Source organism: Streptomyces sp. NPDC040610 (assembly GCF_055594065.1).
In genome coordinates, this window is record NZ_JBVIXA010000005.1 from 323,416 (window position 1) to 336,278 (window position 12,863).

At 67.8% G+C, this 12,863-nt stretch carries 9 protein-coding genes, 1 tRNA gene and 2 pseudogenes; 2 read left to right on the plus strand and 10 right to left on the minus strand.

The genetic code is table 11. The annotated features are described in order from the left end of the window. The first annotated feature begins 144 nt into the window (after window positions 1-144). Window positions 145-2,337 carry an ATP-binding protein gene (locus ACZ6AA_RS20180; protein ID WP_468457044.1) on the plus strand — a complete coding sequence of 731 codons (2,193 nt, stop codon included), beginning with the start codon at window positions 145-147 and terminating at the stop codon, window positions 2,335-2,337. Window positions 2,338-2,420: 83 nt separating this feature from the next. Here ACZ6AA_RS20180 and ACZ6AA_RS20185 read toward each other — a convergent pair. The 3 genes from ACZ6AA_RS20185 to ACZ6AA_RS20195 form a co-directional block, all read right to left on the minus strand. Beyond that, window positions 2,421-2,506: transfer RNA gene (locus ACZ6AA_RS20185), tRNA-OTHER, on the minus strand. A gap of 5 nt (window positions 2,507-2,511) precedes the next feature. Next, complete coding sequence (locus tag ACZ6AA_RS20190; protein ID WP_471459259.1) at window positions 2,512-3,636, minus strand: serine hydrolase domain-containing protein; 1,125 nt, start codon at window positions 3,634-3,636, stop codon at window positions 2,512-2,514. 180 nt (window positions 3,637-3,816) lie between these two features. Next, window positions 3,817-5,007, minus strand: a complete 1,191-nt coding sequence (locus ACZ6AA_RS20195; RefSeq protein WP_471459261.1) for a serine hydrolase domain-containing protein — start codon at window positions 5,005-5,007, stop codon at window positions 3,817-3,819. Window positions 5,008-5,422: 415 nt separating this feature from the next. Between ACZ6AA_RS20195 and ACZ6AA_RS20200 the strand changes: the two are divergent. Then, window positions 5,423-5,773: pseudogene (locus ACZ6AA_RS20200) on the plus strand (serine hydrolase domain-containing protein); the annotation flags it as partial. A gap of 190 nt (window positions 5,774-5,963) precedes the next feature. Here ACZ6AA_RS20200 and ACZ6AA_RS20205 read toward each other — a convergent pair. The 7 genes and pseudogenes from ACZ6AA_RS20205 to ACZ6AA_RS20235 form a co-directional block, all read right to left on the minus strand. Further along, window positions 5,964-6,659, minus strand: a complete 696-nt coding sequence (locus tag ACZ6AA_RS20205; RefSeq protein WP_468457039.1) for a response regulator transcription factor — start codon at window positions 6,657-6,659, stop codon at window positions 5,964-5,966. Beyond that, window positions 6,656-7,876 (minus strand): sensor histidine kinase, encoded by a 1,221-nt coding sequence (locus ACZ6AA_RS20210; RefSeq protein ID WP_468482575.1) that lies wholly within the window; start codon window positions 7,874-7,876, stop codon window positions 6,656-6,658. The genes ACZ6AA_RS20205 and ACZ6AA_RS20210 overlap by 4 nt, the downstream gene beginning before the upstream one ends. An 824-nt stretch (window positions 7,877-8,700) precedes the next feature. Then, window positions 8,701-9,246: a hypothetical protein gene (locus tag ACZ6AA_RS20215; RefSeq protein ID WP_471459263.1), complete on the minus strand. Its 546-nt coding sequence runs from the start codon at window positions 9,244-9,246 to the stop codon at window positions 8,701-8,703. 18 nt (window positions 9,247-9,264) lie between these two features. Further along, window positions 9,265-10,518 carry a HEPN-associated N-terminal domain-containing protein gene (locus ACZ6AA_RS20220; protein ID WP_471459265.1) on the minus strand — a complete coding sequence of 418 codons (1,254 nt, stop codon included), beginning with the start codon at window positions 10,516-10,518 and terminating at the stop codon, window positions 9,265-9,267. Window positions 10,519-10,955: 437 nt separating this feature from the next. Further along, the gene (locus ACZ6AA_RS20225) at window positions 10,956-11,558 is read right to left on the minus strand and encodes a hypothetical protein (RefSeq protein WP_471459267.1); all 603 of its coding nucleotides are present in this window, start codon (window positions 11,556-11,558) and stop codon (window positions 10,956-10,958) included. A gap of 488 nt (window positions 11,559-12,046) precedes the next feature. Next, window positions 12,047-12,440 (minus strand): annotated as a pseudogene (locus tag ACZ6AA_RS20230) (hypothetical protein). Next, a complete protein-coding gene (locus ACZ6AA_RS20235; RefSeq protein ID WP_471459269.1) occupies window positions 12,431-12,862 on the minus strand; it encodes an ATP-binding protein in 432 nt (143 codons plus the stop codon). Before ACZ6AA_RS20235 ends, ACZ6AA_RS20230 begins: the two are co-directional and overlap by 10 nt. Between the last annotated feature and the right edge of the window lies 1 nt (window position 12,863).

A 12,863-nucleotide genomic window follows, 5' to 3' on the forward strand; every position in this document is an offset into this window, starting at 1 on the left:
CGGTCGCCATGTACCCCGAAGCGAACGGGGACGGCCAGGCGATGCCGTGTTTCTGTCCGCATGGCCGGTGCCCCGCCACAGGGGGGTACCGCCGGAGCAGACTCTGCGGGGTTGAGTCGGGGAGTCAGCCAAGGGAGGGGGCCCGTGACACACGGCGTGCCGGGAGAGACGGGGATGGGCGAGTGGTCGGGGAACCTGCCGCCGGAGACTCGCAGTTTTGTCGGACGGCAGGACGAACTCGCCCTGCTCGACGTCATGCTGCGGCCGGACGACGGGGCGACCGAGGGCGGACGGGGACGGAGAGACCGGAACGGCGGGTGCCGACTGGTGACTCTCCTGGGACCCGGTGGGATCGGCAAGACACGTCTCGCGGTGGAGGCCGCGCGCCGGATGCGGCCCGCCTACCCGGACGGTGTGTGGCTGGTGGAGCTCTCCTGCCTGCACAACAGCGGTCTGACCGGGCCCAGCACGCTGGGGCTGGCGACGATGGAGGCGCTGTGGGTGTCCGACCAGACGACGCGCCCGGCGACGGCGGCGCTGGCCGAGTGGATCGCGGACAAGCAACTGCTGCTGGTACTGGACTCATGCGAACACCTGCTGGAGGACTGCGCGGCCTTCATCGACGAGTTGCGGCTCGCTCCGCACGTGCACATCCTGGCCACCAGTCGCCGGCGGCTCGGGCTGCCCGGGGAGCAGTGTCTGGAAGTCGAGCCGCTGCCGGTGGACGAGTCGGGTACCGCGGTTCGCGGGGACGCGGTGGCCCTGTTCGCAGAGCGGGCGACCGCCGTGCGCTCCGGCTTCGTACTCGACGAGGCCACCCGGCCGGTCGCGGTCTCCGTCTGCCGGTACCTGGACGGCATCCCGCTGGCCGTCGAACTGGCCGCGGCCCGGCTGTCCACCCTGTCGCTCGCCGAGCTTGCCGACCACCTCGGGACGCGGACGGACCACCGCCTTGCCCTGCTGGCCTCGGACGACGGCAGCGAGGAGCCGTCGCGCCACCAGGCCCTGCGCACCACCATCGGCTGGAGCCACGAGCTGTGCGCCCCGCTGGAGCGGCTGCTGTGGGCCCGACTCTCGGTGTTCACCGGCGGCTTCGACGCCGAGGCCGCCCAGGAAGTGTGTGCCGGGGGACCGCTGGCGGCCGGACAGGTGCCCGTCCTGCTGGACGAGCTGGCCGCCCAGTCCATCGTGCAGCACGACCAGCGCACCGGCACGGTCCGCTTCCGGATGCTCGACACGGTGCGCGAGTACGGCGCGGACTGGCTGGGGGAGTTGGGCGAGGAGGACGCCGTACGGCTGCGTCACCGCGAGTACTACCGACGCCTGGCCCGCGACGGCTGCGCCGAGTGGAACACCGGCCGCCAGGTGCAGTGGAGCGCACGCGTGCTGGCCGACCACGCCAACCTGCGCGCCGCGGTGGACTGGTCCCTCGACCGGCCCGACCGGCAGGCCGCCCTGGAGATCGCGGGCACCGTGGGCTTCCTGTGGCGGCACTGCGGCCATGCGCGCGACGCGAACCGGTGTCTCGACCGGGCGCTCGTCGCCGATCCGGCTCCCGGGCCCGACCTCCTGCGGGCCCTGTGGACGCGGGGCGCCGGAGCGATCCTGCAGGGCGATGTGGACACCGCGGCCGAGTGCGGACGGCGGTTGACCGACGAGGCACGCCGACAGGACGACCCGGTGGCCCTCTCCGTCTCCGCCTACCTCACGGGCGCCCACCTTGCCATGAGCGGCCGGTCGGCCGAGGCGGTCGGCCCGATGTCCGCCGCCGCCCGCCTGCCCGTCCGGGACGACTGGCTCGGTTCGGCCCAGCTTCAGTCGATCGGCGCCCTGGCGTACGCGCACTTGATGAGCGGCAAGCACGAAGCGGCCCGCGCGGTGGCCGAAGAGGTCCGCGCCGCATGCGCCCGGCGCGGCGAGCACTGGACGTGCTCGGCCGTCGACGTGGTCGTGGCGATGCTGGACCTCGCCCACGGCGACATCGCCTCGGGGGTCCGCAACGCCGCCCGCGCCGTTGCCGCACACCGGCTGCTGCGCAGCGCCGGCAGCCTCGCGGCCCTGGCCCTCGACACCCTGGCGTCCGCCACCGTCGCCGCGGGCGAAGCTCACCGGGCGGCCGAACTCCTCGGCATCGCCCAGCGCCTGTGGGACCGCACCGGCGGCCGCGCCCAACTGAACTCCCCGGAGTTGATCGCCGCCCGCCAAGCCTGCGAACGCGCCCTCCGCGACAAGATCGGTGACCCGGCCTACGAGCACGGCTACGAGGCGGGTCGCGCCATGTCGTACGAGCAGGGAATGAGCCACGCGACAGACACCACGCCCCGCGCAGCCGACTGAGCCCGCCCTGCCAAATCCGCGCCGGACGGCGGAGGCCCTGGCGCCCCAGCGGGCGACAGGGCCTTCGACCAGCTGCTCAGGCGTGCCCCCGGCAGGATTCGAACCTGCGACACCCGCTTCAGGAGCGGGACGGAATCCATGAGCGGTGGTGTTTGCCCCCGCAGGCGGCGTGGTTCAGCGACGGCACAGACCCGCCGCCACGGTCTCCTCAAGGTGCTGCACGGCTTCGCCGGTCTTCGGTTCGAGGTTCATCGTGGCGCTGGCGGCGCGGCCGTCGTCGGTGGCCCCGGCCCAGGTCCCGAAGCCGGGGATGCCGCCGCTGTGGCCCCAGAAGGCGCACTTGTCCGACTGCTGAACACGCATGATCCCCAGTCCCATGGCGTAGCGGGAGTTCCCCTTCCGCATGGGGACGGTGGTGCGCAGCTGCTTGCGCTGGGCCTTCTTGAGGAGAGGGTTGCCGTCGTCCTTGAGCAGCGCGGAGAAGAAGCGGTTGAGGTCGGAGTTGGTGGAGACGATCGCGCCCGCCGCCCAGGCCGCGGAGGGGTCGATCTCGGTGACGTTGCGCGCGGGTACGCCCGGGGGCTCCGGGCGGTAGCCCTGGGGGTGGCGTTCCCGGATGGTCGTCTCGCCGGGGGCGGGGAAGTAGGTGTGGCGCAGCCCCAGCTTCTGGATGACGCGCTTGTCGATCTGCTCGGCGAGGGGCCGTCCGGTGACCCGCTCCACGATCAGGCCGGCCACCAGGTAGTTGGTGTTGCTGTACGACCACTTCTTGCCGGGTTCGAAGACGGCCTTGTGCTTGAGGGCGATGTCGAGGGCGTCGCGGGGCGAGAGGTAGCGGCGCTCCAGGATGTCGCTGGTGACGTCGTCTTCGTAGTCGGGCAGGCCGCTGGTGTGCTGCAGGAGCTGGCGCACCGTGATGTGGTTGCCGTCGATCCCCTCGCCCCGGACGAGCCCCGGCAGATACTCGTCGACCGGCTTGTCGAGGCTGATCCTGCCCTCGCCGACCAGTTGCAGCACGACCGCCGCGGTGAACGACTTGGTGACGCTGCCGATCCGCACCTGGGCGTCGCGGGGCATCTTCGCGTGCGTGTCCCGGTCTCCCACCCCCGCGGTGTAGGTGCGGAACTTCCCCTTGCCGTCCAGCACACTCGCCAGCGCGCCGGGCGCGTGATCCGAGTCCACCAGCGTCTCAAGACCCTGTCGCACGGGGTCCGGCCGGGCGGCGCTCGCGGGTGCCGCCACACCGGCGGTGACAGCGGTGGCCAGGGCAAGGGTGGTCAGGGCGAGACGTTGACGCATCGGGTTCCTCCAGAGTGGGGTGACGGGCCTGAGCGGCGAGATCAACTCTGCTGGAGGCACCCACCGTCACCCATCAGGGATGACCCTGACCAGACCCTCGGCCTCCCCGGGAGTCCGCTCCCAGAACCTCCCTGGGAGCGGACTCCCGGTCCGCCGCGCCTCACTTGTCCTGGCGGCACTTCACAGCCGCGGCGCCGGACGCTCCCCCCGCTTCCCCTTGCCGACCGCTTTGCAGAACTCCGCGTCGACCACGTCTCCCTTCGCGCTCCAGTCGCCGTTGGCGTTGTACGTGAGGGTGTGACGGCCGTCCGGAGTGGTCACGGTCTCCGTGATGGAGCCGGGGGTGCCACCGCTGTGGCTCCACAGCTTCGCGTGGCAGCTCGTCCTGACGCTGTACAGCCCGAGGCCGTAGCCGGAGTAGTAGGGGTCGTCGGGCGTGGGCACCGTCGTCTGCATGTCCGCGAGTTGCTTCTCGGGCAGCAACTTGCCGCGCATCAGGGCGCTGAAGAACCGGTTGAGGTCGCCGGTCGTGGAGATGCCCTCGCCTGCCGCCCAGGCCCAGGACATGTTGTTCTCGGTGACGTCGTGGATCCTCGTCGCGGCGGGATCCTTGCTCAGCTTCGAGTACGCCCGGCTGCTCGGCTTCGGCAGGAAGGGATCGGCGCCCGGGATACGGGTGGTCCGCAGGCCGAGCGGGTTGATGACGCGCTCACGGATCTCGTGCCGGTAGCTGTTGCCGCTGACCCTCTCGATGATCAACCCGGCCAGGACGTAACCGGTGTTGGAGTACGCGTGCCTGGTGCCGGGCGCGAAGTCCGGCTTGTGCGACAGCGCCACCCGTATCAGTTCCCGCGGCGTGTGGGTGTCGTAGCGGTGTGCGGGGAAGCCCTCCAGCAGGTTGTCGTGCGCGAACTCGGGGTCGCTGGTGTAGTTGAAGAGCCCGCTGGTGTGGTTGAGGAGTTGGCGCACAGTGATCTTGCGGCCGTCGTTGCCGTTGCCCCGTACGAGGCCGGGAAGCCGACGCTCCACGGTGTCGTCGAGGTCGAGTCTGCCCTCGGCCTCCATCTGCAGCAGCACGGTCGCCACGAACGTCTTGGTGATGCTGCCGATCCGGAACCGGTCGTCGGCGCCGCGCGGCGTGCCCGTCTTCAGGTTGCCGACGCCCGAAGTCCCCTGCCAGGCCCCGCCCTTGCCCACTGCCGCGGCCGTGACCCCGGGGACCCCGTCGGCCACCATGGCGTCCATCGCACGCTGGGTCGCCGGGTGCCCCTTCCCGGGCTCGGCGTGTGCGGGGAACGTGAACGCGGTAGCGGCCACCGCCGCTGCGGCGAGCCCCACCATCCCGGTGCGCACTCGTCGACGTACTGCCATGACGTGCTCCTTTGCGATTGAGCGTGCCGTGCCGCGGCCGCGGCACTCACCCGGTCCGTGCGCCCCTCGTGAAGCTCGTGGGGTCGCGGTGATCCGTGGTCGCAGGGAGGGACTGCGCCCAGAAGCACAGGAGTTGACTCGCCGGGCGTATCTGTTCGGGAAATGGCCCTAAGTCAGGAGCACGGTCCTGGCTGAGGGCCATCTCCAGGAGTCCGCTCCTGGGGGCGGTCTCGTCCTGGGAGCGGATGAACTCCCGTGCCCCCGAGTGGTCCTCTGGATGACGGCCGGGGATCACCGGCGCCGTCCAGCAGAGGGGTTCTTTCGTGCACGCACACGCACCGCACAGTCGCTTCTCACACTCCCGCCGCGGTCGGCGCGGGGTGGTGGCGCTCATGGCAGCCGGGGTCGTGGCGGCCGGAGCGACGGCATCGACGAACGCGAGATCACCGTCCGCCAACTGCTCCGGCACACCAGCGGCCTGCCCGAATACCCGGACACGAAGGCCGTCCTCGCTGATCCGACGCGGTACCACGAACCGCGCGAACTCCTCGGCGCGGCCTTGGCCCAGAAGGCCCACCTCGCCCCGGGCACGAGCTGGGAGTACGACAACAGCAACCACCTGCTCGCCGACCTGATCATCCAGGAGGTCACCAAGCGGCCCCTCGCCGAGGAGATCACCAAGCGCGTCATCAACCGCGTCGGCCTGCGCCACACCTGCTTCCCCGCCCCTGGGGACATGACCATCCGCGAGGCCCACCCCAAGGGCGTGCCGCCGGCATCGCGGTGACCATGATCCCGAGTGACGCGGCCGGTCGGCATGCGGAGGCCGCGGTGGACGCGGCCCTGTGCCGCTGATCCGCGCCTCCGCATGTCGACCACAGGGCGTCCCCGGACGGGCACAGCGCCCCCTCCGGGCCCCGCGTGGCCGTCTCCCGCCAGCCGGGCCCGACCGGGGTTCAGCCCGCCGCGTTCACCGACCCGGCCTCGACCAGGCCCGACTCGTAGGCCGCGATCACCGCCTGGGCACGGTCGCGGACACTCAGCTTGGCGAAGACACTGGTGATGTGGTTCTTGACCGTGGAGGGGCTGACGCTCATCGCCGACGCGATCTCGGAGTTGTCGAGACCGGTGGCCAGCAGTTGCCACACCTCGACCTCGCGGGGCGTCAGTTCGCCCCCGCCGGGCTCCGACGACGGCGGCCGCGGACGGCGGGGCGCGGTGACGTAGGTGGAGATCAGCCGGGTGAGCAGGCGCGGCGCCACGGCCGCCTCCCCACTGTGCACGGTGCGCACGGCCGCAAGCAGCTCCTCCGGAGAGACGTCCTTCGGCAGGAATCCGCAGGCTCCGGCGCGCAGGGCGGCGACCACGTACTCGTCCATGTCGAAGGTGCTCAGCGCCAGGACCCGGCAGGCGGGCAGCTCTCGCGTGAGCCGCTCCGTTGCCTGGACCCCGTCGAGAACCGGCATCCGGATGTCCATCACCACGACGTGGGGCCGGTGTCGGTGCGCGAGCTCGAACGCCCGCTGCCCGTCGTCCGCCTCGGCCACCACGTCGATCGCCGGGTCGGGGGTCAGGATCAGGGCAAGACCCCGCCGCACGAGGGGCTGGTCGTCCGCGATCAGCACCCTGATCCGGTCCTCGGGTCCCGTCATCCGAGCCGTTCCTCTCCGTCGACCGGCGCCGCCGGAAGGGTGGCCGCCACCCGGAAGCCACCGCCGTCGAGGGCGTCGGCCACCATGCTGCCGCCCTGCAGCGCGACGCGCTCGCGCATGCCGATCAGACCGTACCCGGTGCGGCCCGCCCTCGGCCCTGCCGCACCGGCCGCCCCCGCCAGGGCGCCCACCAAGGTGTCGGCCGACGCGGCCGTGCCGTTGTCGGACACCTCGACGGCGATCCGGTCCGGGTGGTACGTCAGCCGCACGCGCGCCTGGGCCCGGCCTGCGTGCTTGCGGGTGTTGGTCAGGGCCTCCTGGACGATCCGGAACACCGCGAGACCGGTGCTCGGCGGCAGCGGACGCTCCTTCCCGAGGACCGCGAAGTCGACGGGCAGGCCGGCCTTCCGGGACTCCTCGACGAGCTGCTCAAGACTTCCGACACCGGGTTGCGGCGCTGACGGCCCCTCCTCCAGCTCGTCACCGGCCCGCAGCACGTCGAGCAGCTGACGCATCTCCCGCAGCGCGATGCGCCCGGAGCCCTCCAGGGTGACCAGGGCGTCGCGCACCACCTCGGAGCCGCCCCCGAGGTTGGCCCTCGCGCCCCCGGCCATCAGCTGCATGGTGGTGATGTGGTGGGCGACGATGTCATGCAACTCCCGTGCGATGCGGCGCCGTTCCTGGGCCACCGCGCGGTCGGCCAGCCGCCTGCGCCGGACCTCCACCACGTGCTGCCGGCGCTTCAACGCCTCGGCCGCGGCGATGACCAGCGTCGCGGCGATCACGTTGCTCACCGCGTCCCCGACCTCCGGGGGCAGCGGATGCCCCCGGCCCAGCAGCGGCACGGCGGCCGCCACGAGGGCGGCTGGCGCCGCCACCGCGAGACCGCGGTACTGGGTCACGGCGAACAGCGCCACGGCGAGTGTGCCGTTGAAGTGGTGCGGCATCGGCCCGCTCAGGTTCAGCGCCAGGCCGAGGGCCAGCACACCCGCCAATGACGCCAGTGGGAAGCGGCGCCGGGTGAGCAGCGGCACGGCCGCCAGTACGAGCAGAACCAGCGCGGTCAGGGAGACCGGCCGTCCGTCGCCCGGCCCGCCGACCGTGTAGCCGAGGAGATCGACGACGGCCGCCCCGACAGCCACCAGCCAGTCGCTGACGGTCCAGGGCCGGCCGCTGGGTCTCGGTGACGGCGGCAGCGGCCGGTGATGCGTCGACATGCTGGTGGTGGTCCCTTCCGCGGCCGGTCGATCCCGGCTTTCGCCGGTCTGCTCGCGACCTCCGTCCGGGAGCCGTCCCCCGCGGCGGCCCGCAGTCCCGGGGTGAAGCCGACGTCCGTGGACCATTTTCGCAGTGGCACCCGGCCCCGGACCGGCACCCGGGACCGATCCCTGACCAGGACCCTGGTCCTGGTCAGGGCCATGCGTCGGCCCCAGGTCCTGAAGGCGTTCTCATCCCCCGCTCTGACGACAACACCCGGTGTGTCGGCATACATGACTCACCGGGCCGGTCTCGTCGTACAGCTCGCGCACCGCGTTGTCGGTACACCGCTTCGCCTGGCTCTCACCGTACCCACGGTGGGTGACGCCGGTTCACTATTCAGCAGCCGCCCGGAACGGTTCCGGGTTCCGCCCGTGATCCAGGTTCTTCCTCGGGCCGGGCGGCCGGCCCTCCGATTGGGCGCGGTCTGTGACCGTGATCAGCGGGCGTGACATCTGTGTGGCATCCGCGAACGAAAGAGGCCTCCCGCTCGAACGAACGGGAAGCCTCTTGACTCGCTGACCTGCTACGCAGTGCTGTGCCCCCGGCAGGATTCGAACCTGCGACACCCGCTTTAGGAGTTCGATCTGAGCCCGCTCCCGCTGGTGTCGTCGACTGGTGCCGCGGCCGGACAGAGTTGCTGATGTACGCCCCCGTCCGGCGTCGTTGATGTCAGCCGTAGATGTCAGAAGCCCTCTGGGGTTGCTGCACTTCGTTGCTGTACAGCGGCGAGGCGCCGTCGCTCCGACTGAGCCCGGACCGTTGTCAGTGCAATTTGTTCTCCCTATGGAGCGATGCCTAGATCGCGTCGCATGACGGTTCTCATCGCGGATAAAATGTCCCACGTTCCGCTCCGCGCCTCTGCGGCCACTTCGATGGTTTCACCTGGTTCAGGTTCTCCGATATCGATTCGCCGCAAGATTCCATACAGGTTGCTGAGATGGCTGTTCACGGTGCTAGCTGAAACTAACACGGCGTCGGGAACGAGCATCTGAGCTTCTGCATGGCGAGCTCTGTGATCTCGTCGCATTTCGTCCACGTCGGTGCGTATCTCATCGGTAACGGCACCGGAGCGAATGGCGACAAGGTAGTTAGTCAGTGCAGTCTGATACAAGCGGGCGGAGATGTTGAGGGCGACATAGCAGACACGCCGGCCCTCAATAGTTGCTTGTTCGGTTTGATAGGCACGGTCTTCTCTGCGTTGCTGGTCGGCCCGCTCAAGTTCTCGTAACTTGTTGCTGTTGGCGCTGCGTTGAGTGAGGAGCGCCGAAGTGAGTGTGCCTACGATGCCCACGAAGGCAATAACCAGTGCGCTAGTTGATGAACTCATAACCCCTCACTCGAGCGGCTAGTCGAAGGGGTCGTCGTTGGATGGCGGCAACGGCTCGTACTCTCGCTTAATCTTGAACGTTCTCAGTGATGCAGCATCCATCTTCAGATGGAGCTTGTCATTTGCGAAGCGCTCGATCTCGTCATCCTGATTGATGCATCGCTTGTTGGGTACGTCGAGCACGACACAGGTTTTGCCCGTCACAGCAGAGGTGTACATCAAGCCGCTGACGTCGCCCTCCTCGCGCTGATGCACCTTGAGGAGGTACTCAGTCAAGATCTGAGTCGGCACGTAGTCGATCTGCTCGTAATTTTCCCGAATCGGCTGAGTCAGGTCCTTCACGAAGTCTTTGAGGAACAAAATGCCATGACGATCGGTGAACCGGTCGACATCGAATTCGGAGGGGACTGCGGGGAGCTTGCTTCCAGTCAGGTCTACTACAGTAAATCTTTGTGTTGCACGAAAGGCAGCAACGCTGACGTGGGTGTCGCCGGTGCGGACAAGGCTCTCCCTCACCGCGGTGTCTTTATCTTCGGCACCGTAGAACATGGGTATGCCGGCAGGACTCATGCGATTTGCTTGCTTCGCGTGCTCTCGCCCGGCTGTTCCCAGGTCCTTCGCTCCCCAGAAAACTTTTTCGTTTGTGTGTGTGCGGGCCCGCCAGAGAGTGTCACCTACCTCGATGGTGTGGTACAGGTTGTGCTCATCGATGTGCTCGCTCAGTGATTCCATGATTCTGGCCGGGTGAACGCCGTCGGCGTCGTAATCCTGGCCTTGCCAGTCCTTGCGCAACCAGAAAACATATCGGGATTCGTACATGACGGCTTCCCGGAATCGTTCCCAACCGGCAGAAAGAGCTTCGCTTGGTGAGTTATACCAGGCAAACGAGTCAGTCCAGAGTTTATCATTGATCGCGTCGGCCACTGCTTCCTGAAATAGTGGCTCGCGGAAGATATTGCAGTACTCTCCGACCAATTCCTCAGTGTCCAGAGTGCTGCCGATGTAAACACCGTCCTCGCTGTCGTAGGGCAGTATCTCTTGCGCGTCTCCGTAATGGGTGAATATTCCTTGAACAAAGGCGTCAATGAAGAAATCCAGCTCGGCGGCCGGACTTTCTCCGCAATAATTGCATTCCTCTTCTTTGTGGGCTGATTCCCTGACTTTCCCTGCAAGGAAAGGTTCGTTGACGCAGTTTTCGCAGACCCATGTGTCATACGTTGGAGCCCAGCCTTGTTCTTCGATTTCCATCGCATGGCGTTTTGCGAGTCCCATGCTGCCCCCGGTTCTGGATTGTGACTCGTTACTTCTTTTTTCCTGCGGGTTCGATACCCGGAGCTGTGGGGTCTTGTACCAGCTCTGCCAAAACGATGGCTGGCTCTAGGGAGTTGAGTGCGGCCAACAGGCCTCCGTGGTGCTGCCTACGGCGTCCCAGTTCAGCGGGACCCTACCCACCGCACGCCGGTCCGGTTCAACCGATCAAGAACTTTATGGCTGAACTCTACTACGTCAATTGCGGTAGTTGGCATGAGTGTTCTCGCCTAACGGTGACCGGCACTCGCAATCACATCGCGGGCGAGGACTTAGTGCTGTGTCCTCATCCTTATCAGGTCGATCATGGGGGTCTGATCGCCTGCACCAACCGCCGGTACGCCCTTGGTAGTCGGTCGTCAGAGTTCGGCTCCGACCGCAGCCGTTCGCGGCTGTTGGTATCAGCTGGTGATGTCAGACGTCAGTACGCCACTTGACTGTTCACCAGGTTGTGCTACTGGGGTGCTTGAGCTGCGCCATGGCAGAAACTTTCGCCATCCGGGAGACTTTGGATGTGTTACCTCATGCATGTACGCGCTTCGCCCCTTACTTAGCAGGGTGATGGCGTCCCCGATGCCTTTCGGATCCCAGATCGCGCGAAGGTCGTCTGAGTCACCCGCGGCATAGGTCAGTGACTCTAGCCTTTTGATCGAGGCTTTGACCTCATCGATTCCTGGGAAATCGGGCAGGGCATGGGCCTCCACCCTTGCCCGACGAATCGGACCCAAGATCGCGAAGACGTACTCTCTTCGCTGCTCGTAGTCCTTCACGTCTATGTCCCTGCGCGCGTCCATGTACTGATCCCCTGCATCGGCGGCCTCGATGAAGTGCTCAAGGGTGGTCTCGAACCGAGCGACCTCGAATTTCGCGACCTCTAGTTTGCCCTCCCACCGGATTCGATCCCGAGCCACACCTCTCTGTGTCGCCCAGGTGACGCCTCCGACGATGAGTGCGGCACCTGCTGTGAACAGAGGGGCAACGGTGGCTATGGAATCAAGCTGCATAGCCATATGTTGCACGCCCGGCCTTCCCGCAGATACCCAAATCCCCTAACCCACCACTCGCCCCAGCTTCCATCCCGTCCGCCGTCGACCCACACACCGTGGAGCGGGCGTGGTTCATGGCGTCCAGGTGGAGCGCGCCACTGTACGAACGACCTGGACGCCATGGGCCGCGTCTGCTCGGCTCTGCCTGGGTCGACGGTGGACGGGATGGGAGCCTCCCCACGCTCACCACGATGTGCCCGCGGCCGGGAACGGCGCCCCCTCCCCCCGGTGCCGGCCGATCCCCCGCCGGAGGCATGTCTTTGACTGTGGGCCGCAGAGGTCGGGTGCTCGACTCATGGCCTCCGGGCCTATCCACAGTGGGCGGGCGTCGGCGCAGCGCCCGTAGCGCGGGCCGAAGGCATGAGCGCGAAGGGCAGCGGAGCCGGAAAGCCCGCCCGGCGGAGCGGAGCGCAGCCGGGGCTTGAACCAGTAGAGAAAGTTGTAACTCAGTTCGTCTGCTGGGGCTTGAAGTTGTGTGCGCAGGCCGGGAGTTCGCTTGCCTGGCGATGGGCGATGGGCGAGGGGCAGGAAGACAACCGGTCGTATCGTCCAGGTGATCCGAGTGTCGGCATGCGTCACAGAGACCGTGCAGGGCTCCATGCCCAGGAGCGCTCTGCGGGTCTGGACCCGTCCCGCGTGTAGCCACCCCCAGGCATCGTCCGAAGCGTCGGTGTCGAGTGCCGGTGAGATGGTGCGGAGTGCGATCGCCACCCACCTGTCGGCCTGCGCTGCCGAGTAGGCGTCGAATGATGCCCGTAGCTGTCGCTCGCCCTGATGGCCTGCGGTGGTCTCCGTCCAGCACTCGCACCAGTAGCCGCGTCGGGGCCCTCTCATCCGCATGGTTGGACTCCTCGGCCGGCATCGGTGAAGAGCTCCGCGGTGACCGTGTGGCCCTTGTCGCTGTCGTGGACGACGACCCGGTGTGCGATCGCGCTGACCATGCCCAGGCCCCGGCCGTGATCTGCCTCCTCGCCCTGGTGCTCGACCTTCGGCGCGGTTCTCGTGTTCCCGTCGTCCGTGACCGACAGGGCAACCATCTGTGGTGATACCTCGACGGCGAGGGAGAAGCTGCCCGACTGGCGACCGCTCGCCGTATGCAGGATCGCGTTCGCGCTCAGCTCGCTCACGATCAGTTCGGCGTCCTCCGCCAGCGGCGAGCCACTCAGGATGTCCCGCGTCCAGCGCCGGACCCGGCTGACCTCTTCTGGGAAACCTGGGCAAGTGAGGCCCCAGACTCGGATAGTGCTCGTATACTCGTGCATA

What these genes read in the sequence shown, in the direction of transcription:
- ACZ6AA_RS20190 (WP_471459259.1), bottom strand. Translation starts at nt 3,636, where the DNA reads ATGCGTCAACGTCTCGCCCTGACCACCCTTGCCCTGGCCACCGCTGTC.
- ACZ6AA_RS20195 (WP_471459261.1), bottom strand. Translation starts at nt 5,007, where the DNA reads ATGGCAGTACGTCGACGAGTGCGCACCGGGATGGTGGGGCTCGCCGCA.
- ACZ6AA_RS20205 (WP_468457039.1), bottom strand. Translation starts at nt 6,659, where the DNA reads ATGACGGGACCCGAGGACCGGATCAGGGTGCTGATCGCGGACGACCAG.
- ACZ6AA_RS20210 (WP_468482575.1), bottom strand. Translation starts at nt 7,876, where the DNA reads ATGTCGACGCATCACCGGCCGCTGCCGCCGTCACCGAGACCCAGCGGC.
- ACZ6AA_RS20215 (WP_471459263.1), bottom strand. Translation starts at nt 9,246, where the DNA reads ATGAGTTCATCAACTAGCGCACTGGTTATTGCCTTCGTGGGCATCGTA.
- ACZ6AA_RS20220 (WP_471459265.1), bottom strand. Translation starts at nt 10,518, where the DNA reads ATGGGACTCGCAAAACGCCATGCGATGGAAATCGAAGAACAAGGCTGG.
- ACZ6AA_RS20225 (WP_471459267.1), bottom strand. Translation starts at nt 11,558, where the DNA reads ATGCAGCTTGATTCCATAGCCACCGTTGCCCCTCTGTTCACAGCAGGT.
- ACZ6AA_RS20235 (WP_471459269.1), bottom strand. Translation starts at nt 12,862, where the DNA reads ATGCACGAGTATACGAGCACTATCCGAGTCTGGGGCCTCACTTGCCCA.